General features: G+C 68.8%; 23 protein-coding genes. 12 read left to right on the plus strand and 11 right to left on the minus strand.

Annotation, left to right across the window (positions count from 1 at the left end):
- Window positions 1–5 precede the first annotated feature (5 nt).
- Complete coding sequence (locus BKN51_RS19520) at window positions 6–671, plus strand: helix-turn-helix transcriptional regulator (protein WP_101613324.1); 666 nt, start codon at window positions 6–8, stop codon at window positions 669–671.
- 63 nt (window positions 672–734) lie between these two features.
- Here the strand turns inward: BKN51_RS19520 and BKN51_RS19525 are convergent, their stop codons facing one another.
- Window positions 735–1,619 (minus strand): NmrA family NAD(P)-binding protein, encoded by an 885-nt coding sequence (locus BKN51_RS19525; protein ID WP_101609007.1) that lies wholly within the window; start codon window positions 1,617–1,619, stop codon window positions 735–737.
- A gap of 100 nt (window positions 1,620–1,719) precedes the next feature.
- Between BKN51_RS19525 and BKN51_RS19530 the strand changes: the two genes are divergently transcribed.
- Window positions 1,720–2,610: a LysR family transcriptional regulator gene (locus BKN51_RS19530; RefSeq protein WP_101609008.1), complete on the plus strand. Its 891-nt coding sequence runs from the start codon at window positions 1,720–1,722 to the stop codon at window positions 2,608–2,610.
- Here BKN51_RS19530 and BKN51_RS19535 read toward each other — a convergent pair.
- Window positions 2,598–3,188, minus strand: a complete 591-nt coding sequence (locus BKN51_RS19535; protein WP_101609009.1) for a TetR/AcrR family transcriptional regulator — start codon at window positions 3,186–3,188, stop codon at window positions 2,598–2,600. The two genes, BKN51_RS19530 and BKN51_RS19535, sit on opposite strands and share 13 nt — an antisense overlap.
- 87 nt (window positions 3,189–3,275) lie before the next feature.
- On the opposite strand from BKN51_RS19535, the gene BKN51_RS19540 reads away from it, so the two are divergent.
- Together BKN51_RS19540 and BKN51_RS19545 are read left to right on the plus strand one after the other, a co-directional pair.
- On the plus strand, window positions 3,276–4,853 hold the full coding sequence (locus BKN51_RS19540; protein WP_101609010.1) for an MDR family MFS transporter: 1,578 nt from the start codon (window positions 3,276–3,278) through the stop codon (window positions 4,851–4,853).
- Complete coding sequence (locus BKN51_RS19545; protein ID WP_101609011.1) at window positions 4,850–5,329, plus strand: universal stress protein; 480 nt, start codon at window positions 4,850–4,852, stop codon at window positions 5,327–5,329. Before BKN51_RS19540 ends, BKN51_RS19545 begins: the two co-directional genes overlap by 4 nt.
- Here the strand turns inward: BKN51_RS19545 and BKN51_RS19550 are convergent.
- Entirely contained in the window at window positions 5,243–6,211 is a 969-nt protein-coding gene (locus BKN51_RS19550; protein ID WP_101609012.1) for a DMT family transporter, read from the minus strand. The genes BKN51_RS19545 and BKN51_RS19550 overlap by 87 nt on opposite strands.
- Window positions 6,212–6,283: 72 nt before the next feature.
- Between BKN51_RS19550 and BKN51_RS19555 the strand changes: the two genes are divergently transcribed.
- Window positions 6,284–7,198: a LysR family transcriptional regulator gene (locus BKN51_RS19555; protein WP_101609013.1), complete on the plus strand. Its 915-nt coding sequence runs from the start codon at window positions 6,284–6,286 to the stop codon at window positions 7,196–7,198.
- A gap of 3 nt (window positions 7,199–7,201) precedes the next feature.
- Here BKN51_RS19555 and BKN51_RS19560 read toward each other — a convergent pair whose 3' ends face one another.
- Window positions 7,202–8,371, minus strand: coding sequence for a serine hydrolase domain-containing protein (locus BKN51_RS19560; RefSeq protein WP_233224211.1), 1,170 nt, complete (start codon window positions 8,369–8,371; stop codon window positions 7,202–7,204).
- Window positions 8,372–8,470: 99 nt separating this feature from the next.
- Window positions 8,471–8,833 carry a nitroreductase/quinone reductase family protein gene (locus tag BKN51_RS19565; protein ID WP_101609015.1) on the minus strand — a complete coding sequence of 121 codons (363 nt, stop codon included), beginning with the start codon at window positions 8,831–8,833 and terminating at the stop codon, window positions 8,471–8,473.
- Between the two features lie 62 nt (window positions 8,834–8,895).
- On the opposite strand from BKN51_RS19565, the gene BKN51_RS19570 reads away from it, so the two are divergent.
- Window positions 8,896–9,537, plus strand: a complete 642-nt coding sequence (locus BKN51_RS19570) for a TetR/AcrR family transcriptional regulator (protein WP_101609016.1) — start codon at window positions 8,896–8,898, stop codon at window positions 9,535–9,537.
- Here the strand turns inward: BKN51_RS19570 and BKN51_RS19575 are convergent.
- Window positions 9,503–10,177, minus strand: a complete 675-nt coding sequence (locus tag BKN51_RS19575; protein WP_101613325.1) for a TetR/AcrR family transcriptional regulator — start codon at window positions 10,175–10,177, stop codon at window positions 9,503–9,505. The two genes, BKN51_RS19570 and BKN51_RS19575, sit on opposite strands and share 35 nt — an antisense overlap.
- A gap of 78 nt (window positions 10,178–10,255) precedes the next feature.
- Here BKN51_RS19575 and BKN51_RS19580 point away from each other — a divergent pair, with 78 nt between their 5' ends.
- A complete protein-coding gene (locus tag BKN51_RS19580) occupies window positions 10,256–11,212 on the plus strand; it encodes a zinc-binding dehydrogenase (protein ID WP_101609017.1) in 957 nt (318 codons plus the stop codon).
- 107 nt (window positions 11,213–11,319) lie between these two features.
- Entirely contained in the window at window positions 11,320–12,381 is a 1,062-nt protein-coding gene (locus BKN51_RS19585) for a hypothetical protein (protein WP_101609018.1), read from the plus strand.
- 12 nt (window positions 12,382–12,393) lie between these two features.
- On the opposite strand, the gene BKN51_RS19590 is transcribed toward BKN51_RS19585, so the two are convergent.
- Complete coding sequence (locus tag BKN51_RS19590; RefSeq protein WP_101609019.1) at window positions 12,394–12,987, minus strand: TetR/AcrR family transcriptional regulator; 594 nt, start codon at window positions 12,985–12,987, stop codon at window positions 12,394–12,396.
- A 75-nt stretch (window positions 12,988–13,062) separates the two neighbouring features.
- Here BKN51_RS19590 and BKN51_RS19595 point away from each other — a divergent pair, with 75 nt between their 5' ends.
- The 4 genes from BKN51_RS19595 to BKN51_RS19610 all read left to right on the plus strand — a co-directional run bounded on the left by BKN51_RS19595 (window position 13,063) and on the right by BKN51_RS19610 (window position 16,871).
- A complete protein-coding gene (locus BKN51_RS19595) occupies window positions 13,063–13,887 on the plus strand; it encodes an arylamine N-acetyltransferase family protein (RefSeq protein ID WP_101609020.1) in 825 nt (274 codons plus the stop codon).
- A gap of 26 nt (window positions 13,888–13,913) precedes the next feature.
- Window positions 13,914–14,342, plus strand: coding sequence for a pyridoxamine 5'-phosphate oxidase family protein (locus BKN51_RS19600; protein ID WP_101609021.1), 429 nt, complete (start codon window positions 13,914–13,916; stop codon window positions 14,340–14,342).
- Window positions 14,343–14,568: 226 nt separating this feature from the next.
- Complete coding sequence (locus BKN51_RS19605; RefSeq protein ID WP_101613326.1) at window positions 14,569–15,537, plus strand: IS30 family transposase; 969 nt, start codon at window positions 14,569–14,571, stop codon at window positions 15,535–15,537.
- Window positions 15,538–15,623: 86 nt separating this feature from the next.
- A complete protein-coding gene (locus BKN51_RS19610) occupies window positions 15,624–16,871 on the plus strand; it encodes an HNH endonuclease signature motif containing protein (protein ID WP_101609022.1) in 1,248 nt (415 codons plus the stop codon).
- Here the strand turns inward: BKN51_RS19610 and BKN51_RS44340 are convergent.
- The 4 genes from BKN51_RS44340 to BKN51_RS19630 are packed head-to-tail and all read right to left on the minus strand — an operon-like array spanning window position 16,766 to window position 20,947.
- Complete coding sequence (locus BKN51_RS44340) at window positions 16,766–17,191, minus strand: isocitrate/isopropylmalate family dehydrogenase (protein ID WP_233224277.1); 426 nt, start codon at window positions 17,189–17,191, stop codon at window positions 16,766–16,768. The genes BKN51_RS19610 and BKN51_RS44340 overlap by 106 nt on opposite strands.
- 46 nt (window positions 17,192–17,237) lie before the next feature.
- The gene (locus tag BKN51_RS19620) at window positions 17,238–17,639 is read right to left on the minus strand and encodes a hypothetical protein (protein ID WP_101609023.1); all 402 of its coding nucleotides are present in this window, start codon (window positions 17,637–17,639) and stop codon (window positions 17,238–17,240) included.
- A 21-nt stretch (window positions 17,640–17,660) separates the two neighbouring features.
- Entirely contained in the window at window positions 17,661–20,636 is a 2,976-nt protein-coding gene (locus BKN51_RS44700; protein ID WP_101609024.1) for a WXG100 family type VII secretion target, read from the minus strand.
- Window positions 20,636–20,947 (minus strand): hypothetical protein, encoded by a 312-nt coding sequence (locus BKN51_RS19630; RefSeq protein WP_101609025.1) that lies wholly within the window; start codon window positions 20,945–20,947, stop codon window positions 20,636–20,638. The genes BKN51_RS44700 and BKN51_RS19630 overlap by 1 nt, the downstream gene beginning before the upstream one ends.
- Window positions 20,948–20,952 lie beyond the last annotated feature (5 nt).

A 20,952-nucleotide genomic window follows, 5' to 3' on the forward strand; every position in this document is an offset into this window, starting at 1 on the left:
CGATCATGAATCGCGGAGGGAAGAGCACCAGGGGGACCGATCGCGTCAGAGTCGCCGTGCACGCCCCGGATCTCCTGGCCGGGCTCGGCACGACGAGCATTCTCGGCGCCGACGAGCGACTGAACGTACTGCCCGACACCGACTTCGGCCGGGCCGAGGTGATCGTGACGGTCGGGGATTCGATCGGCGACGGGGTTTTCACGTTCCTGCGCCAGGTCCGTGCCGCGTCGTCACTCATGTCACCGCCGAGGTGCGTGATCGTCACGGACCATTTCCCGGTCCAGGTCCTGATGACGGCGATCGAATGCGGAATGGCCGCACTGCTGCCGCGGCGCGACCTCGACAGCGAGCATCTGGTGCGGACGATCCTGGCGGTCAGCCAGGGCGCCGCCGCCCTGCCGCCCCGCTTGCAGGGCAGCCTGCTCTCCCAGCTCGAACGAATACAGGAAGACCTGCTGGTGCCCAACGGTCTCGCGCTGTCCGGTCTGTCCGATCGGGAGCGTGAAGTCCTCCGGCTGCTGGCCGACGGCCATGGCACGGAAGAGATCGCGGCCAAACTCGCCTACTCGGAGAGCACGGTGAAGAACGTCCTCCACCGGGTGATGGCGCGGTACGGGCTCCACAACCGCACGCACGCCGTCGCCTTCGCGCTGCGCACCGGCTCGATCTGAAGCGAACCTCGTGAGTGGTAAGGACGGTTAGAACCGTCCTTACCACTCACGAGGCCCCGGTCGTCAGCTCCCGGACACGACGGCCGGCTTCAGCACCTCCTCGCACCACTGCCGGAAGGTCGTCGGCGTGGTGGCCTCCGGCGTCCGCGGCTCGGCGTTGTCGAGGCCCGCTTCCTTGGCCGCCATCATTTCGACCATGCCCTGCGCGATCGCCTCGGACTGCCCGTGTTCGAGCTGCGTCGCGCGGAAGTCCTCCATGGGGACCCGCTGGTACCGGACCGGCCGCCCGAGGACGTCGGACATGATCTCCGCGAGGTCGTTCTGGGACAGGTCCTCCGGGCCGAGTACCGGGACGTCGGCCACGCCGTGCCACGACGGGTCGAGCAGCAGCTCGGCGGCGGTCGCGGCGATGTCGCGGATGGCGCAGGTCGGCGCCTTGCGATCGCCCGAAACCGGTCCGAAGAAGACGCCGTCCTTCCCGATCGGCCCAGCCTGCCACAGCAGGTTGTCCATGAACGAGGGCATCGTCAGCGCCCGGTAGCTCACGCCCGTTCCGGTGATCAGGGCGTCCATGGCGTGCGAGGCCGACACGTGCCCGGCGTTCTTCGTGACGCCACGGCCGAGAGCCGAGACACCGACCACCCGGGCGACGCCCTGCTTTTCGAAGGCTTCGCAGGCTGGCCGAGTGAAGTCCACGAAGGTGGCTTCGAGGCTCTCGGCGCGAGGGTCCGCGGCTACCAGCCAGAAAACGGTGTCGGCACCGGCGAATGCCTCGTTGACGACGCCGGGGTCGCCGTGTGAGCCCTTGACGATCTCGACGCGCTCGCGGACGTCATCGGCGAGGCGGGCGGGATCACGGACGATCACGCGGACCGGCTCACCGCTTTCGAGGAGGGTGCCGAGCACCCGGCTGCCGATCTGCCCGGTCGGCGTGGTGACGACGATCATGAAGACTCCGTGGTGCTAGGGGATTTTCGACATCCCCAGTCAAGGCGCGAAGGCCGCCGAGCTGAAGGACCGGCCCGGTCGCCATTGATACCCTGGGGATATGAGTGATCTGGAGACGCGGCAGCTCAGGTACTTCGTGGCGGTCGCGGAGGAGCTCCATTTCGGACGGGCGGCCGAGCGGCTCGCGATGGCGCAACCGCCGCTGTCCAGGGCGATCCGGGATCTGGAGCGACGGCTGGACGTCCGGCTGTTCGAACGCACCACCCGCCAGGTCACGCTGACGAACGCGGGCGAGGTGCTCCTGCGGGACGCCAGGACCGCGCTCGAGGCGGTCGCCGCGGCGGACCGGCGGGCGAGGCAGGCGGGCCGCCCCGATCCCCGGTTGCGGCTGGCGCTGAAGGCCGACCACGACGCCGGGTGCCTGCCGAAGATCATCGAGGCCTACGAGGCCGAGGAAGGCGCGCTGCCGATCGAACTGATCCTCGGCGGCCGGGGCGAGCAGCCGCGGCAGCTCCGCGACGGGCGGGCGGACGTGGCGCTCGTCCCCAGCCCGTTCGACGCGCGCCGCCTGGACTTCGAGCCGTTGCTGACCGAACCCCGGCTGGTCGCGCTGGCGGCGAACGACCCGCTGGCGGCCAGGTCACGGCTGACCCTCGCGGATCTGGCCGGCCGGATTCTGCCCGACGGCGCCCCCGCCGACGAGGGCCCCTCGACCGGTCCTCCCGCCTCCGTGGTGCCCCACGGTCCCGTCTCGGATCTGACGCAGATCCTCAAACTGGTCGAACTGGGCAGCATCGTCTGCTTCATGGCCGTTTCGGTGGCGGATCGCTACCGCAGGCCGGGCATCGCGTACCTGGCCGTCAACGATCTGGAGCCCACGACCCTCACGGTGATGTGGCCGCAGGACTCCCGTTCACCGGCCGTCGCCGCCTTCGTCCGCGCGGCCACCACGGTGGTGTCGACGACCTTCGCGCTCGGTCACCGGAGCTGAACGCGGCTCAGCACCCGGTCCACGACGTCGGGAAGCGGCTGATCGTCCGGGCCTTCCAGCCACAGCACGTTCCCGGTCCGCAGCGTGGCGAGGAACGTCGCCGCCGTGAGCCGGGCCAACTCCTGGTCGAGGCCGTGCCCCCTGGCGAGCAGCACCGCGATCAGGTCGCGTTCGAGGGCGATCTGGTCGCCCGCCTGCCGCGCGAGCAGTGACGGGTGCCGTCGCAGCAGCCGCAGCTGCGCCACCCATTCACGGTCCGGCACCGGGTGCGCCCGGTACAGCTCCCGGCACGCCGCGCGCAGCGCTGGCCACGGTTTCTCACCCGGCGGCCTGCCTTCGACCAGCGACACCAGCAGCCCGGTCCGCTCCCGGTCGGCGTGCAGGATCGCGTCTTCCTTGTTCGCGAAGTAGTTCGAGAACGTCCGCCGGGACACCCCCACCGCGTCGGCGATGTCCTCGACGGTCACCCCGTCGAGACCGTGCTCCATCGCCAGGCGCAGGGCGGCCTCGTGCAGCGAGTGCCGCGTCGCCGCCTTCTTGCGGGTGCGGAGCGTGTCGAGGGTGTCGAGGGTGTCCACCAGGACAGCGTAGCGAGGGGAATAAAGTTCCCACTGTGCAAGTTTGCACAGTGGGCAATAATTGCCTCGAACGCTCGAAGGGACGCCATGAAGACCGATGGAACGACGGTGGCGGCGCCGTCCGGCGCGATGGGGCACCGTCAGGTGCTCGAGTCGCTGTCCGGGCTGCTGCTCGCGCTGCTCGTGGCGATGATCAGCTCGACGGTCGTGTCGACCGCCCTGCCGTTGATCATCGGCTCGCTGAACGGCACGCAGACGCAGTACACGTGGGTGGTCACGGCCACCCTCCTGGCGGCGACGGCCACCACCCCGATCTGGGGCAAACTCGCCGACCTGTTCAACAAGAAGACGCTGGTGCAGATCGCGATCGTGATCTTCGTGATCGGCTCGATGATCAGCGGGTTCAGCCAGAACACCGGCCAGCTGATCGCCGCCCGCGCGTTCCAGGGCATCGGCGTCGGCGGCCTGCAGGCGCTGGTCCAGGTCGTGATCGCGGCGATCATCCCGCCGCGTGAACGCGGCCGCTACAACGGCTACCTCGGCGCGGTCATGGCGGTCGCCACGGTCGGCGGACCGCTCCTCGGCGGCCTGATCGTGGACGTGCCGTGGCTGGGCTGGCGCTGGTGCTTCTTCGTCGGCGTCCCGATCGCGGTGCTCGCGTTCGCCGTCCTGCAGCGGACCCTGAAGCTGGAAACCGTGCGCCGCGAGAACGTGCGCGTCGACTACCTCGGCGCCGCTCTCATCGCCGCGGGCGTGAGTGTCCTGCTGATCTGGGTCTCGTTCGTCGGCAACACCTTCGACTGGCTTTCGTGGCAGACGGCCCTCATGGTGGGCGGCGGTGTCGTACTCCTCGCGCTCGCGCTGATGGTGGAACGGAAGGTCAGCGAACCCGTCGTCCCGCTGCACATCATCACCCAGCGCACCCCCGCGCTGGCGATCGTCGCGAGCCTGGCGGTCGGCATGGCGATGTTCGGCGGCGCGGTGTTCCTCGGCCAGTACTTCCAGGTCGGCCGCGGCTACTCCCCCACCGAAGCCGGTCTGCTGACCATCCCGCTGATGGCGGGCGTGCTCGTGTCCTCGACCGTGTCCGGGCGCCTGATCAGCCGCACCGGGCGGATCAAGCCGTACATCGTGGCGGGCACGATCACCCTGGTGATCGGGTTCCTCGGGCTGGGCACCGTCGACCACGCCTCGCCGCTGTGGCTGGTCGGCGTCGCGATGGCGATCGTCGGCATCGGGGTCGGTATGACGATGCAGAACCTCGTCCTCGCCGTGCAGAACACCGTGCCGTTGCGGGATCTCGGCGCGGCGAGCGCCTCGGTCACGTTCTTCCGGTCGCTCGGCGGCACCATCGGGGTCTCGGTACTGGGCGCGGTCCTCGCGAACCGGGTCACCGCCGACCTGTCCACCGCGCTGCACGTGCCTGCGGGGCAGGCATCGACGGGAAGCGTCAGCGCGCTGAACCTCAAGGCGCTGCCGCCGGAGGTCCAGACGATCGTGCACACCGTGTACGGCGACGCGACCGCGCACATCTTCCTGATCTCCGCGGCGGTCGGCGTCGTGGGCGTGATCGCGGCGCTGCTGCTCAAGCCGCTCACCCTGCGCACCACCATCGACCTGGAGTCGAAGTCGGACTCCCCGGCGTCCGACCCGGTCGCGGGATGAGCACGCCCGGGGCTTTCGAGTCCACTGTGGAGCGTTTCGGCCCGCCCCGGAGGACTTCGGGGCGGGCCATCCTGGCCGGGGTCGACGGCTCCGACACGGCGATGCGGGCGGCCGCCTTCGCCTTCGGCATGGCCCGGCGCGAGGGCGGCAGGCTGCTCGTCGCCTTCGTCGTCAGCCGCACGGTGCTGACGAACCTCGGACCGGCTGTCGCGGCGACGGTGGAGCACGACACGACACTGCAGTTGTACGCCGAACTCCGCGAACAGATCCGCGAGGCCGCCGAAGAGCTGGAAGTGCCGGTCAGCTTCCTGAAGACCTACGGCGATCCGTACACCGCGCTCCGCGACACGGCCGACCGCGGCCAGGTCGACACGGTGGTGGTCGGCGCCTCACAGAAGGCGGGCCACCGGTTCGCGGGCTCCGTCGCGACGAAGCTCATCAAGACCGGGCACTGGCCGGTGCTCGTGGTCCCGTGAAGGCCGGCCGCCCAGGAACGAAACGGCGCCGACCACCACGACGACGAGCGCGCACCCCGCCAGCTGCAGCGGGGTCGGCCACTGGCCGAGCAGGGCGGCCCCGAAGAGGATCGCGGCGGCGGGTTGCAGCATGAGCACGGCGGACCCGCCGCTCGCCGGGAGCGCGGACAACGCCTTGCTGATCAGCAGCCAGCCGATCACCTGCCCGGTCAGGGCCAGCACGAGCAGCCACAGCAACGCCGAAGGCGGCGGCGTCACGTCGAGGTTTCCCGCCACCAGCCCCGAAAGGCCGCCCACACTCGCGGAGGCCGCGGTCGCCGTGGCGAGCATCGTCGTCCGGCCGCCGCTCTCGGTACCGGCGCGGCGCAGCAAGACGAGGTAACCGGCGTAGGCCACACCCGCCAGCAGCGCCATGACTGTGCCGTACCAGGGATCGCTGCCCGCGGCGCCGCCGTCCGCCAGTCCCCCGGCCAGTGCCGTGCCCGTCAGCATCAGCGGGATCGACAGCCAGAACAGCCGCGACGGCCGCTCGCCGAACCACAGCATCCCGGCCAGGGGAACGAGGACGACCTGGACGTTGACCAGCGCAGTCGCGACGCCGGCGCCGACGGAGAGGATCGCCTCGCTCCACAGCACCATGTCGATCCCGAGCAGGACACCGGCCAGCACGTGCCGTCGCCGCGCCGCCGGGGTGGGCCGGTGTCCCCGCTCTCGCGAGCGTGCCAGGAGCACGAGGATCGGCAACGCCAGCAGGCAACGGAAGAACGTCGCCGTCGTCGAACTCGCGCCGGACAGCGCGACGAGCGGGGCGGACAGGGCGATCGCGAGGGCACCGAGTACTCCTTGTGCGCGCGGATCGGCGAGAACTCTCTGGCGTGGCATGGATTCGATTCGACCGTACGACGCCGGGGAGGACCAGCGAGATCCTCTTACCGCGAGGGTTAAGCTCGGCTAATGAGTGGCGATCTGTCCAATGTGGAGCGGCTGCGGATGCTGCACGCGGTGTGGCGGCGGGGTTCACTCGCCGCGGCGGCCGAACTGCTGCACGTGACACCGTCGGCGATCTCCCAGCAGCTGACCAAACTGGAGCGGGAGGCGGGCACCCGGCTGCTCGTCCGGCACGGGCGCGGCGTCCGGCTCACCCCGGCGGGATTGCTGCTCGCGCAACGCTCGGACCGGGTCCTCGCCGAACTCCGGGCCGCCCGCGCCGATCTGGACTCGCTCACCGGCGAGATGACCGGCGTCGTCGAGATCGGCGCCATCCCCTCCGGGGTGCACACGTTCATCACGCCCGCGCTCACCGGCCTCGCCGTCCGCCATCCCGGTATCGAGGCCCGGCTGCACGAGGTCGAACCGGAGGTGGCCCTGCCCGCGCTCGCCGACGGCGTGTTCGACGTCGTGGTCGTCGAGAGCTGGGAGAACCTGCCGCTCACCCGGCCGCCGGACACGCGCTGGACCGTCCTGCGCGACGACTCGGCGATGATCGTGCTCCCGGCCGGGCATCCCCTGGCGGGCGCGGACTCGATTCCCGCCGAAGACCTCGCGGACGAGATCTGGGTCGCCTGGGCGCGCCCGACCCTGGCGAACACCTGGCTCCGCCAGACCTTGCGCGAGCGCGGCATCGAGCCGACGGTGCGGCACACGGTCAGCGGTTTCGGCACCCAGTTCGCCGTCGTCGCCGGGCTCGGCGCGGTCACGCTGGTGCCGAGCATGGCCACCACGATCGCGCCGCCGACCGTGGTGTGCACCGAACTCGAACCCGCGCTGCACCGGCAGCTCTACGCCGTGCAGCCCCAGGGCGAGACGCGACCGGCCGTCGCCGAATGCGTCACGGCTCTGGTCGACGCGGCCCGCGCCTGGGGCGGCTGAGGATCAGCCGCGACCGCAGAGGGCGTGGTCGATCACGGGATCCAGCGGATTCCCTTCCGGCAGTTCGGCACCGGGGTTGTAGGGCGTGAGGGTGTTGAGCGACACCATCACGCTGCGCTTGCCGTCCTCGGTCACGCCGTTGCCCGTCAGGTAGCCGGGCAGCGCGCCGCCGTGGCCCCAGTAGTCACCGCAAGAGCCGGTCAGCTTCATGAGCCCCAGCCCGTACGCGCCGAGCCCCGGCGCGGGCACGGTCTTCTTCATTTCGGCCAGCAACGCGGGTTCGAGCACCTCGCCGCCCAGCAGCGCCCGGAGGAACTTGTTGCCGTCCTCGGTGGTGCTGTTGATCGAACCGTCCGCTCCCCCGCCCGCCGACGGATTCATCAGCGTCACGTCCACCCGCCGTCCGAGCCGCGGCGGGTTCGAGCCCTCCTCGACGAACCGGTCGTAGCCACGGGCGTGCGGGGCGGGAAGGAACGGCGAGGTGTAGGGATGCGAGGTTTCCCGCAGGTCCAGCGGCCGGATGAGCCGGTCGGTGATCTCCTTCCGCCAATCCCTCCCGGTCACCTTCTCGGTCACCATCCCGGCGAGCACGTAGTTGGTGTTGGAGTACCCCCAGCCCGACCCGGGCGCGAACTCCGGCGGCTTGCCGACGGCGAGCTTCACCGCCTCGGAAGCGCTGAGCTTGTCGAACCGATGACGCAGGAAGCCTTCTTCGGTGAAGAGATCGAGCTCCGCCAGGTAGTCGTGCAGACCGCTGGTGTGCTGGAGCAGTTGCCGGACGGTGATGGCGCGGCCGTCGTTGCCGTTCCCGCTCACCACACCGGGCAGCCACCGATCGACTTTGTCCTCCAAGGAAAGCCGTCCCTCGCCGACGAGCTGCAGCATCGTCGCGGACAGGAACGTCTTGCTGAAACTGGCGATCCGGAAGTGCGCGTTCCACGGAACCGGCGTCTTGGCCCGCAGATCGCCATGGCCACTGCGCACCTTGACGCTGCCCTTGGCCGTGCTCACTTCCACCAGGGCACCCGGAGAACCGCCCGCCACGAGCGCGTCGGCGTCACGCTGCAGAGTCCGCTGCAACGGGTCTTTCGCTTGCGGCGTCGCGGACGCGACCGCCGGGGAAACGAGCGTAGCCGCGCAAAGTGCGGCGATCACCACTGAAGTTCGTTTCATACCGGTAAAACTACGAAGCATCGCCGCACCCGGCATCGGCTGCGAGGACGATGCCGCCTACCACCACGGTACTAACCCGGGGCAGGGTCGTCTCAGGGTTCAGCCGGAGACCAGGTCCATCCGGAGGAATTCGGTGACACGGAGCAACTTCGGCGGACGGCTCACCCCGGCGGGGAGCTCGTCCGCCCCGACGAGCCTCGGAGCGGCGAGTTCCACCTCCCGCCCGTCGATCCGCAGCCGTGCTCCCCGTGCCGCCATGGCGTTGCGCACCCAGTCCGAATCCGCGCCGTACACCAGGATGAACAGATAGCCGCCGTCGACCGGATGCGCGTCGAGCGGCGTGCGGTAGGTCTTTCCCGAGGTACGGCCGACGTGGATCAGCACCGGGTACTTCCCTCCGGCGATCGCGCGCGGGTTGAAGACCCGGTTGTTGACGCGTCCCCACCATCTCGGCAACGGCATCGGACTCTCCTTTCAATTGCCTTACGCCCGTAAGGTTGGCTTACACCTGTAAGGTTGTCAATGTGCCGCCTCGCCGATCGCTCACCAGGGAACGCGTACTGCGAGCCGCGATCGAGGTCGCGGACAGTGGCGGCGTGGAAGCGATGACGATGCGGCGGGTGGCGCAGCACTTGGGCGTGGAGGCCATGTCCCTGTACCACCACGTGCCGAACAAGGACGCGATCCTCGACGGCGTCATCGACACGGTCTTCGCGGCGATCGCACTGCCCGATGCCGGAAACGACGACTGGCGCGAGGCGATCCGCGCACGCGCGTCGTCCGCCCGCGAAGTTCTGTCACGGCACAGCTGGGCTCTGGGTCTCATGGACTCCCGCCGCAATCCCGGGAAAGCGACGCTACGCCACCACGACGCCGTCCTGGGGGTTTTGCGGCGAGCGGGATTCACGCTCCCGATGGCCGTGCACGCCGTCTCGCTCATCGACAGCTACATCGGGGGCTTCGTTCTCCAGGAGTCGAACCTGCCGGTGAGCGGCGACGTCGATCAGGTGGCGGGCGACCTTCTCGAACAGCTGCCGCCGGACGAGTTCCCTTATCTCACCGAGGTGGTAGTCGAGCACTCCCGGCGGCCGGAGTACGACCACACGGGCGAGTTCGCCTACGGTCTGGATCTCATCCTGGAAGGCCTCGAAGCTCGCCGGAAGTGACCGAGAGGGTCATGCCTGCCGGCGCCACGAGGGCCAGGCGCGCCACTGGTGGCAGCGGCACCTGTTCCGGCGCGGCCCGGAAAGCCTGAATCACCAGCGCCGCGAACCGCCGGGACGCCGCGACCTGCGCGGCGGGCGAAACGGCCTGGATCCCGTTGTTGGCCATGAGCATGAGGATCAGGTCGTCGAGGACGAAGTCGGGCCGCAGGTTCCCGGCGTCCTTGGCCCGGCCTGCCAGTTCGGCGATCGCCTTGAGCGCGTAGTCGCGGTCCGTGGTGAAGTCGATCGCCTTGGGGAAGGCCGAAACGAAGGCCGCGGTGAAACCCCTGTCGCGCGCGTGCAGCTCGCAGATCTTCTCGATCACGGAACAGAAGCCGTGCCACGGATCCGGGTCGGCGAGCCCCTCGTCGACGACGAGGTGACACAAGCGCATCTGGTCGGAGAAGGCCTCCGTCGCCAGGATCTCCTTGGTCGGAAAATGCCGATACAGCGTGGCGGGGCCGACATCGGCACGGCGTGCGACCTCCCGCAACGGCACGTTCAGCCCTTCGGTGGCGAACAGCGCGCGAGCCGCTTCGAGGATGCGGTCGCGGTTGTCCAGGGCGTCGGAGCGCGGGATCCGAGGCAAACGACTGGTCACCACTCTCACTTTAGCGAAAACGGACGGGGGCGTCCGTTAGCTTTCCGCCTGACCGAAGACGAAGGACGAGGAGACGAAATGCGAGCAGTCGAGATCCGGGCGTTCGGCGGCCCCGAAGGCCTGGCGGTCATCGACCTCCCCACCCCCGTTCCCGCCACGGGAGAAGTGCTGATCAGTGTCGAAGCGATCGGCGTCGGCGGCGTCGACACCGTGATCCGGAGCGGGGCTCTCTCCGGATTCGGCTTCCGGGAAGGGCACGTACCCGGCAACGAGGTGGCCGGGACCGTCACCTCGGCGGGCGACGACGTCGACCCGTCCTGGATCGGGCGGCGCGTCTGGGCGTTCACCGGCGAGGGCGGCGGCTACGTCGAGCACGCGGCCGTCCCCGTCGAGCGGATCGTGCCTCTCCCCGGGAACCTCGCCACCACCGACGCGGTCGCCCTCGGGACTTCCGGCGTGGTGGCCCATTTCGCACTCGCCCGCGCGCGGTTCGCCCCCGGCGAGTCGGTGCTGGTGCGCGGGGCGGCGGGCAGCATCGGGATCATGACGGTGCAACTCGCGGCGGCCGGGGGCGCGAGCGCCGTGGCGGTCACGACGTCGTCGGCCGAACGCGGCGAGCGTCTGCGCGAACTGGGCGCGACCCACGTCCTCGGCCGTTCCGGCGACGGGGACGGCCCCGCGGGGTACGACGTCATCATCGACATCGTGTCCGGTGTGGACATGCCTTCCTTCTTCGACCGGCTCGAACCGAACGGCCGCATGGTGGCGGTCGGCGTCGTCGCGGGCATGCCGCCTGCGGACTTCGGCACCAAGCTCATCGCGGCGTTCCGGAAGTCCCTGTCGTTCTCCGCCCTCAGCGCCGACACGGTGCCCCGTTCCGATCAGCGGGCGGTGGGAGCGGCCCAGTTCGACGCCGCGGCTCGCGGTGAACTGCGCCCGGTGGTGCACGAGCTGCTGCCGCTGGAGAAAGCCGTTCTGGCGCACCGGAAGATGGACGACGGCGAAGTGTTCGGCAGGATCGTGCTGACGCCGTAGCCCGTCCTTTGTGGAGTGCGGTCTCCGGATCCGATGAGGACACCCGCGTCACCCGGTCAGTGCAATTTTCGCCACCGCAAGCGTTCTTCGCACTAGGCTGCGCACTCGTGCCCGATCCGACACCCGAGGGACCCGGCTTCACGGCGGTCGACCTGCGTCCGCTCTCCGCCGGAGAGGGCACCGGCGCCTACTGCGTGAACGACGCCGGGATGATCGTGGGCGAGTCGGGCGCGCGGCCGGTGTCCTGGGACGGCGACGGACGTCCGTCGCCGTTGCCGATCCTCGACGGGTTTTCCGGCGGCCGCGCCGTCAGCGCCAACACCGCGGGCCTCGTCGCCGGCGCGCTCTACACCGGCGAGAACCTCCGGCCCGCGTGCTGGGAACCCGGCGGCCGGGTCCGGGTGCTCGAACTCCCCTCCGGCATGGTCTCCGGCACGGCGTGCCGGGTGAACGAACGCGGATCGATCTTGGGGAACGCGATGCGGCCGGGTTACCGGTGGCGGGCGCTGCGGTGGGAACCCGGCGGCGAGGCGGTGGAACTCGGCACCCTTCCCGGCGGCGGTGACACCCAGGCCCACGACCTGAACGGACTGGACGAAGTCGTCGGATCGGCCAAGGACGGCACGGGCGCCCGGACCGCAGTGCGCTGGACCCCGTCGGGCAAGATCGGGAAACTGCCGCCGCCCCGCCGCGCGACCGCCTGCGGCATCACCGATTCCGGCGCCATCCTCGGCGACGGGGTGGTGTGGAACCGCGACGGCGGGACCGTCCTGCTGACCGGAGAACCGGAGTTCACCGCGGGACAGGTCGTCCGGATCGCCGGGCCAGGCGTCGCGATCGGCTGGGGCGTGACACCGGACCGGCGCGGCACCTGCGCGCGCTGGGATCGCGACGGACGGCCCACCGTGCTCCGGCCCCTGCCCTCGGACGTCGCCAGCACGTGCTTCGACCTCGACGACGCGGGAACGGTCGTCGGCGAGTCCGTGAGCCAGGGAACGGTGCGGCCCGTCCGCTGGGACGCCGACGCGACACCCATCCCGCTCCCGTCGCCCCGCGAGCTCACGGCGATCGTGGCCCAGCACATCAACGCGGTGGGCGCCGTCATCATCGGCTACGGCTTCGCCGCGGACAGCTCCACTTATCGCGGGATCGCCTGGCGCCGCTCGTGAACCGGCGGCTCGTCAGGCCGTCGCGAGATCGATCGCCCGCCGCATCGCGTCGTCGAGTGGAATCCCCTCGCGCACGGCGGTTTGCCCGGCGGCGAAGACGGCACCGGTGACGGCGCCGACGATCGCCGCGGCGTCGATCTCGTCCAGTTCACCGTCGCAGGCCCGGCGCAGCGCGGCCGAAAGCCGCTGCTGAGCGTCGAACGCCCGCTGCAGCATCGTCGCGCGCAACGACGGCACCGACGTGATCAGGTCCAACCGGATCCGCTCCGGCTCGGCCGCCGGGTCGCGGATCCCGGTCCCCGCCTCGGCGAGCATCCGGTGCATCGCGCGCCGCAGAAGTCCCGCCGCCGTCTCGCCCGGCTCGCGCGCCGCGAGCACGTCCAACCCGGCACGCAGGATGTGCTCGCCGTCGTCGGTGAGGAGGAGGTCCTCCTTCGTCGCGAAGTGATTGAAGAACGTCGCGGTGGACACCTCGGCGGCCGCGGCGATCTCGGCGGTGGTCGTCCGGTCGTAGCCCTGCTGCTCGAAGAGCCGGTACGCCGTCTCGATCAACGCCTTCCTGGTGCGCCACTTCTTCCGTTCCCGCAAGCCCACCGGTTCGGTCATGGGCCCAGCATACTGGAGCCGAGCCAAACTTAGAGCTACTCTAATCTTAGAGTCAGTCTAACGAATGGAGGCGGCATGACGCTCGACGCGTTCCTCGACCGGTTGAAGTACCGCGAACCTGTCCGGCCGGATCTGGCGACGCTGCGGAACCTGCACCGGGCGTGGCGGCTGCGGATCCCCTACGAGAACCTCGACATCCAACTCGGCAGGCCGATCCTGCTCACCCCGGACGCACTGCTCGACAAGTTCACGCGTCGCGGCCGCGGCGGGCTCTGCTACGAAATGAACGGCGCACTCGCCCTCCTGCTCCGGGCAGCCGGATTCACCGTGACGATCGTGGAAGCCGCGGTACAGCGCGCGACCCGCGGCGACGGTCAATGGGGCAACCACATCGCCCTGCTGATCGACGTCGACGGCGAGCGCTGGTTCGCCGACACCGGCATCGGGGACGCGTTCCTCGAGCCGCTACCGCTACGGGAAGGCACGCACTGGCAAGGAAAACTGCCCTACCGGATGGAACGTCTCGACACCGGCACCTGGCGAGTGCACCATCATCCGAACGGCACGATCGCCTCCTGCGATTTCCGCACCGCGCCCCGCGAACTCGCCGAATTCGCCGACCGGGCCCTGACCAGGGACCCGGCCTCCCCGTTCGCCAGAGTGCTTGTGGCGCAACACCATCGCGACGGTCACGAACTGGCCCTCCGCGCGCGGACGGTCACGCGCGACGGCACCGATCGCCGCACACTGTCCACCCTGGACGAATTCGCGGGGGCACTGACGGAATTCCGCATCCCGCTGGAGGACATCGGGACCGGTGAACTGGCCGCACTCTGGGACAGGACGGAGGGGCAGCACGAAGCCTGGCTGGCCATTCAGGCCGACGCCGCGCGGAGGTGAGCGACGCCCCGCCTTAACCTGGCGCGATGGACCACAGCGAGTTGATCGAGTACGTGCGCGCGCAGCGGACAGGTGTCGTGTCGACGCTCGGCCCCGGCGGCGCGCCCCAAGCCGCCTATCTCCCGCTCGCGGTGACCGATCGCGGCGAGCTCGTGTTCGACGCGAAACCGGACTCCCGCAAGGTCGCGAACCTGCGCCGCGACGGGCGGATCGCGATCGTCATCGGCGGCACGGACGGCACGACACTGCAATGCGAAGGTGTCGCCGACGCTCCGGCCGGAGACGAACTCGAGCGGTGCGAGGCCGCCTATCTCGCGGCGTTCCCGGAGTTCGCGGACTCGATCGGCGGCGGGGGTGTGGTCGTCCTGCGCGTCGCGCTCCACTGGGCGAGGTACGGCGATTTCCGTGCTGAGACACCGGAAATGCGGGAGGTCGAGCTTCCACGATCCGGCTGAAGTGAGGCGTCGGTACAGGTGGTCGTGAGTGGCGTTTCGGATTAGAACCCGAAACGCCACTCACGACCCCAGCGCATTCCGTCACTCGGACGCGGACTCATTCTCGCCGTAATCACCCTTCAGTGGCGTTTGTTCGGCTCCCCACGGGCTCAGATGGTCAGTGCACCGGCTGGGATAATGATCGTTCTGGGTAGCGAAGGGGTGTGCCGTGTCGCGTGGTGTTCCGTTGCGGTCGGTGGAGCGTGAATTGATCGCGTTCGGGTTGAGGCAGGGGAAGTCGTTTCGGGAGATCGGGGCCTGGATTGGACGGGATCATTCGGTGGTGTCCCGCGAGGTTGACCGCAACGGTGGACGGGAGGCGTATTCGCCGTTGGTTGCGCAGCGCCGGGCTGATCGACTACGGAAGCGTCCAAAGGAACGCAAGGTGCTGAAATCGCCGTTTCTGACTCGCGTGGTGCATGAGGGGTTGCGGAAAAAGTGGTCACCGATGCAGATCGCGTACAGGTTGCGGCTCGACCATCCGATGGATCATTCTCGCTGGGTGTCACATGAAGCGATTTACCAGGCGTTGTTCGTGCAGGCGAAGGGGACGTTGCGGGCAGAGGTGGCCGAGGGGTTGCGCCAAGGCAGGATCAAGCGACGGGCCCGGTCGCGAGGGGCGGAGCTGCGGGGCAAGATCAAGGACATGGTCCTGATCAGCGAGCGGCCGGCCGAGGCCGAGGACCGTGCTGTGCCGGGCTTCTGGGAAGGCGATCTGATCGTCGGCGCGAACAATCAATCGCAGATCGCGACCTTGGTCGAACGGCGCACTCGATTCGTCATGCTGGTGCGTATTCCTCACGATCGCACGGCCGAGAACGTTGCCCCGCGGCTGGCCGCCAAGATGAACACTTTGCCTGACGTTTTCAAGAACAGCGTCACCTGGGATCAGGGTGGCGAGATGGGCGGCCACAGGAAGTTCACCATGGCCACCGGCATGCCGGTGTATTTTTGTGATCCGCGCTCGCCCTGGCAACGCGGCAGCAACGAGAACACCAATGGGTTGTTGCGCCAGTACCTTCCCAAAGGAACCGACCTATCCGGATATTCACAGGACGAACTCGATGCCATCGCAGACGAACTCAACGACCGGCCGCGACAGACACTAGGTTGGCTTAAGCCGATCGAAGCGTTCAGCAAAGTGTTGCTAGACTAGAGGTGGTGCACTCACCAGTTGAAACCACCCCCTTGTTGCTTAAAATTACGAACACCTGTTCGATAGATGTGCGGTATTATTGTGGGGTGTCCGAGACCTTTGTTCCCGAGTTGCCGCAGGAGTTGTGGCGCGCTGGCAAGCTGGAGCTTGCCCATGGCGTGCAACAGTTCTTGCAGGTGGTGCGGGTCGCCTCCGCCGGTTTGGGGCGGTATCTGGCGGAGATTGATTCTCGTGGCGCGAAAGACTTATACGGTTACGGGACAACGGTGGCGTGGTTCGCCGATATCGCCGGACTGAGCCAGGGCGAAGCGCGTCCGTATGTGAATCGCGCTATCGATCTGAATCCCACGCGTGGCTTGGATGGCACGGAGATCCCGGCCTTCGCACCGGCGACCGCTGCTGCGGCGGCGGACGGCGCGATCGGCGAGGAACGGATCAAGCAGATCGTGGAGATCCTCCGGAAAATCCCCGCCGAGGTATCGGTGGAGGATCGGGAACACGCGGAGACAACCCTCGCCGACCTCGCCCGAAAGGCCGGACCCCAGCAGATATCGGACCTCGGGGACCAACTGCTGGGCTGGCTCGACCCGGACGGCAAAGAACCCAAAGACCCCGAACCCGCCCAACCCCGCCGCGAACTCACCCTCGAACGCCGCAAAGACGGCTACTGGAAACTGAACGGCCTCCTCGACGACGAGTCAGGGGCCCGGACCGCCGCGGCACTCGAGGCTTACGCCAAGCCTCGCCCGATGGACGAGTTCGGCCAAGCCGATCTGCGCACGAAGGCTGAGCGTCAGGGTGACGCGTGGGTCGACCTGGTGGATCTCGCGGTTGCGTGCCCGGACCAGCCCAGCACCAACGGCTACCGCACCCTGATCCACGTCACCATCGGCCTCGACGAGCTGAAAACGGGCCTGGGTATGGCGTGTGTGGACTTCGTCGGAACCATGACCGCCCGCGAGGCACGGATGGCAGCCTGCGACTGCCTCATGCTCCCCGTCGTACTCAACGCCGCGGGTGAGCCGCTGGACGTGGGACGACTGAGACGGTTCGTCACCCCCGGCCAACGCCGCGCTTTGAACATCCGTGATCGGGGGTGTGCGTTCCCCGGGTGTCATCGACGGCCGAAGAACTGCCACGCCCACCACATCCACCACTGGGCAGACGGCGGACCCACCGACCTCCGCAACCTCGTGCTGCTCTGCGGCTTCCACCACCGCCTGATCCACTACGGCGACTGGCAAGTCCACATGGCGACCGACGGGCTACCGGAGTTCATCCCACCCCAGTACTTGGACCCGTTACGAAGACCCCGGCGTAACTGCACTGTCTGACCCGAGGAGCCCGCCCGCCACACCGGCGACGGGCCCCTCGGCATGCCCGCAGGTCGAAGGAGCAGTCCTAGCCACGACCATGTCCACCGACCCGGTCCAGCACCGCGCGCGTGTACCTGAACGGTGTCCGCGGTCCCGCCGAGGTCTGCGGTACTGACGCCGTCGGCCAGCGCGCCGAAAGCGGCGGCCATCAGTTCCTCGCTCGCCTCGGGGTGTCCCAGGTGGTCGAGCATCATGGCCGCGGACCGCAAGGCGCCCAGCGGGTTGGCCTTGCCCTGCCCGGCGATGTCGGGAGCGGAACCGTGCACCGGCTCGAACATCGATGGGAAGTCCCGCTCGGGGTTGAGGTTCGCCGCCGGGGCGAAGTCACTCGCGCCAGCGGTTGTTGAGGAAGGCGTCGTCCTCGTCGTCCACCGGAGCCGGACGACGAGGAGCGCGCCGAGGGGTGTCCCGCCCCACGCGGGCGGGCGGCTCCGAGGTGAACGGAGCCGCGGGGTCCTCGAAGGCAGGGGCGCCGTCGAACGCCGACGAGTTCCCGGGCTCCGCGTGCGACCGGTCGGTGCTCCAACCGGACTTCGTCTTGCGCTCCCCCAGCTCACGCCGGTGCTCGACGTAGCGCTGGGCGGTCTGGACCTGCTTGGTCATGAACTCCTGCGAGCTCGCCTTGATCTCGTCGGCCTTCTTGTCCCGCAGGGCCCGGCGCTCCGACTGCTCGCGGACCAGACCGTCCAGGGTCGCCTTCATCCCGGCGGTGTCATCGGCGCTCATCTGTTTCTCTCCTGCCTCGGCTTACCGCCTGCGGGTGACCGGCTGATCCTCATCGTCCAGCAGCGAACCGGTGATCCGGCCGGTGGGTTCGTTGATCTGGTCGAACACCTCGCCCTCGATCCGGTACGCCCGGTTGGACCGTTCCTGGTCACCGCCGCCACCCTGGCCGCCACCACCCATGCCGCCCATCGGCGGCATCGCGCCGCCGCCGAACGACTGGCCGGTCGATCCGCTCACCGGAGCGGACGGGGCGCCCGCGGGCACGGGTTGCGGCTGATGCGCCCCGCCTCCGGTGTGCACGCCTTCGGTCAACGACGACGGCTGCCCGCTCACGGGGGTCGCGGTTTCGAACGGGGCCGCGATCCCCGCGCCGCCGCCACCGGCGTGGCCGCCGCCTCCGCCGCCGCCGTGGCTGCCACCGCCACCGCCACCGCCGTCGAGGTCACCGGCGCGGATACCGTCGGGGACGGTTCCCCCGCCACCCTGATGCGGGGTGAGCGGCGCACGGTGCTCGGGCTGCGTCGTCCCGGTGAGGGGCTTGGCCTCGGATGAGGGCTTGTGCGTGTCCGAGGGATCCTTGTCCTCGCCGAGGGTGTACGTGGTCGGTTTCCCGGTGCCGTCGTCGACGGTGACGACCGTCGGCCCGGACGGGCCGTCGGGACGTTCGGCGGTGATCTTCACATCGCCGTCCTGGATGTGGATCTTGCCGTCCGCCCCGGGGCGGTGGACGTCGTCCTTCTTGCCGTCGCCATCGGGAGCGTCGCCCAGCTTCGACTCGTCGCCGGTCCAGTCGAGCTTGAAGTCCTTGGCAGGCCCCGAACCGTCGCCGACCTTGATCTCCATCTCGCCGTCTTTGTCCGGCTCGGTCATCTCGAAGGTCTTGTCGCCCTGCTTGACCTTGAGGGTTTCGCGTTCGCCGTCTTCGGCCTTCTCGCCGTCCTTGGTCTTGTCGTCGGTCAGCTTGTCGCCGTCCGCACCCGGCATGTCGTCGCCGAGCTTGTCCAGCGCTTCGGATGCCTTCTTCTTCGCGTCCTCGGCGGCCTTCTCGGCGGCTTCCTTGGAATCGGTTTCGCCCGTACCGCCAGGGGCGTCACCGAGTTTGTCGAGCGCTTCGGAAGCCTGCTTCTTCGCTTCTTCGGTCGCCTTCTCGGCCGCTGCCTTGGCTTCGGACGCGGGATCCGTGCCGCCACCGCCGCCCGGACCGGAACCACCCGGACCGGATCCGCCGGAACCGCCGAGATCCGCGCCGGTGGGACCGTCGCCCAGCTTGCCCAGTGCCTCGGAAGCCTGCTTCTTCGCGTTCTCGGCCGCTGCTGCGGCCTGCTTCTTCGCTTCTTCGGCCGCGGCCCGCTGCTCGTCGCCGGTATTCGACGGCGGAGCGGAACCCGAGGGGGACGTCTCGTCCTTGCCTTCCGGACCGCCACCGGAGCCACCGCTGGAACCGCCACCCGGCGATCCGCCGCCGGCTCCGCTGTCGGGGATCTTCACGTCCGGGATCGGCGGAGGCTTGGGCGGGTCCGCCGGGCCGTTGCCGCCACCCGAACCGGAACCGCCGGTGCCCGAGCCGCCACCCGTGCCGCCGCCCGAACTCTCCGGACCGCCACCGGGTCCACCGCCGGAACCACCTTCGGGGATCTTCACATCCGGAACGGGCGGCGGCTTCTGGCCCGATGAGCCGGTGCCATCGCCGGAGCCGCCACCAGGACCGCCGCTGCCGGAACCGCCCTTGCCGTCGCCGGAACCGCCGGTGAAGTCCGGTCCGCCGTTGCCCTGGCCGCCGGGTCCGCCACCCGTGCCACCGCCGGGACCGCCCGCGCCGCCCTTGCCGTCGGCGCCCGCGCCTTCGAACTCGTTCTTGACCTTGCCCATCACCTTGTCGAGTTCGTCATAGGCCTGGTTGACGAAATCCTTGGTTTCCTTGCAGTTCTTCTCGAAGCCCAGGTAGATGGCGGTCCACATCTCCGGGATGAACTGCCTCTGGATCCACTGCTTGGCGAGGTTCTGGCCCGCCTTCTTGAACTCGTCGTCGTCGCAGCAGCCGTCGTTGTTCAACTGCTGCACGAGGTTGGAGCCGAAGTTGGCGTCCATCCAGCCCGCGATCGCGCCGAGGTCTTCCTTGCCGCTCTTCTCACCGGCGGCGATGGCGACGACCTTCTGCGCCATCGCGAAGTCGGCCTTACCCACCACCTCTTTGTAACCCTTGACGACCTGGTCGGCCTTCTCCTTGCAGAGCTTGAACACCGTGGTGGTGGTGTGCAGCGTCGCTTCGCCGGCGGTGTTCAGCGTCTGGGCGAGTTTCTTGGCCTTGGGATGGATCTTCTCGTTGTAGTTCTCCGACGAAGCGTCCGCGGCCTTTCCGGTCCAGGTCCCGTACAGGGTGTTCAGCTGGGACCCGGTGTCGTCGATGGCCTTCTCGACGGTCTTCGAGCCCGTTTTGAAGTGCGCGGCGTCGTCGACGAAGTTCTTGAAGTTGATGCCGCGCTGCTCGTCGAACGGCTTCTTGATGTCCTTCTCGAAGTCGAGCGCGCGGCTGGTCCCCCGGCAGTCCTCCGGGAGCTTCGCCAGCAGTGAACCGAAGGTCTGGAAGACCTTGAGCGCGGGTACGGCGGCGTCGAAGATCTCGTCCGACGTCTTGGTCCCGCCGCCTTCCGGCGTGGGTTCCTTTGTGCCGTCCAGCTTCTTGTCGCCGTCGTTGACGGCCTTCGTCTCTTCCTTCTGGGTGAAGCTGGCCTGATCGCCTGCCGCCTTCGCGCCACCGTAGATCTTTTTGGTGTCGCCGTCGTACGGCATGAACGGAAGGGCGTTGAAGGTCTGCGCGTACTTTTCGGCTTCCTTGCGCTTCTGCTTGATCTCTTCCGGCTCCTCGACCCCGCCCCACGGGGGCGGCGCCGGATGCGTCTTGATCCACGAGCCGATGAGCGCCGTCTTGTTACCGGGCGGCACGCTCGGGTCGTCGAGGACGGCCTTGACTTCGGTCCAGGTGAGTTCGTCGGCCACTAGCGCGTCCCCGTCTTGGTGATCTTGTTCTTCGTCTCGTCCTCGTTGGCACCGTAAGTGTTGCCCGCGGTGCCGAGGTTCGTGCCGAACGAGCCGAGCGTTTTGCTGTAGCCCTGGACCGAGGCCCACAGCGCCGCCACGCCGTCGGTGTACTTCTTCGAGTGGTCGCCGTGAGCCTGGCCGAAGCCCGCCGCGTTCACCGGTGTGCTCGACAGATCAGGATTGTCTTCGAGCAACTGTTCCGTCAGCTTGCCGATGTCCTTCGATGCCGTTGAAAGCGCATCGGTCGCCGCGGTGAAGCCCCCGCTCATTCTTT

The sequence above is a fragment of the Amycolatopsis sp. BJA-103 genome (assembly GCF_002849735.1).
Classification (GTDB): Bacteria; Actinomycetota; Actinomycetes; order Mycobacteriales; family Pseudonocardiaceae; genus Amycolatopsis.

Bases quoted from the DNA above. Each gene is read 5' to 3' on its own strand.
- BKN51_RS19600 (WP_101609021.1), top strand. From the start codon at position 13,914: ATGGACCACAGCGAGTTGATCGAGTACGTGCGCGCGCAGCGGACAGGT.
- BKN51_RS19620 (WP_101609023.1), bottom strand. From the start codon at position 17,639: ATGAGCGCCGATGACACCGCCGGGATGAAGGCGACCCTGGACGGTCTG.
- BKN51_RS19580 (WP_101609017.1), top strand. From the start codon at position 10,256: ATGCGAGCAGTCGAGATCCGGGCGTTCGGCGGCCCCGAAGGCCTGGCG.
- BKN51_RS19565 (WP_101609015.1), bottom strand. From the start codon at position 8,833: ATGCCGTTGCCGAGATGGTGGGGACGCGTCAACAACCGGGTCTTCAAC.
- BKN51_RS19595 (WP_101609020.1), top strand. From the start codon at position 13,063: ATGACGCTCGACGCGTTCCTCGACCGGTTGAAGTACCGCGAACCTGTC.
- BKN51_RS19545 (WP_101609011.1), top strand. From the start codon at position 4,850: ATGAGCACGCCCGGGGCTTTCGAGTCCACTGTGGAGCGTTTCGGCCCG.
- BKN51_RS19520 (WP_101613324.1), top strand. From the start codon at position 6: ATGAATCGCGGAGGGAAGAGCACCAGGGGGACCGATCGCGTCAGAGTC.
- BKN51_RS19530 (WP_101609008.1), top strand. From the start codon at position 1,720: ATGAGTGATCTGGAGACGCGGCAGCTCAGGTACTTCGTGGCGGTCGCG.
- BKN51_RS44340 (WP_233224277.1), bottom strand. From the start codon at position 17,191: ATGTTCGAGCCGGTGCACGGTTCCGCTCCCGACATCGCCGGGCAGGGC.
- BKN51_RS19540 (WP_101609010.1), top strand. From the start codon at position 3,276: ATGAAGACCGATGGAACGACGGTGGCGGCGCCGTCCGGCGCGATGGGG.
- BKN51_RS19560 (WP_233224211.1), bottom strand. From the start codon at position 8,371: ATGAAACGAACTTCAGTGGTGATCGCCGCACTTTGCGCGGCTACGCTC.
- BKN51_RS19550 (WP_101609012.1), bottom strand. From the start codon at position 6,211: ATGCCACGCCAGAGAGTTCTCGCCGATCCGCGCGCACAAGGAGTACTC.
- BKN51_RS19525 (WP_101609007.1), bottom strand. From the start codon at position 1,619: ATGATCGTCGTCACCACGCCGACCGGGCAGATCGGCAGCCGGGTGCTC.
- BKN51_RS19590 (WP_101609019.1), bottom strand. From the start codon at position 12,987: ATGACCGAACCGGTGGGCTTGCGGGAACGGAAGAAGTGGCGCACCAGG.
- BKN51_RS19555 (WP_101609013.1), top strand. From the start codon at position 6,284: ATGAGTGGCGATCTGTCCAATGTGGAGCGGCTGCGGATGCTGCACGCG.
- BKN51_RS19630 (WP_101609025.1), bottom strand. From the start codon at position 20,947: ATGAGCGGGGGCTTCACCGCGGCGACCGATGCGCTTTCAACGGCATCG.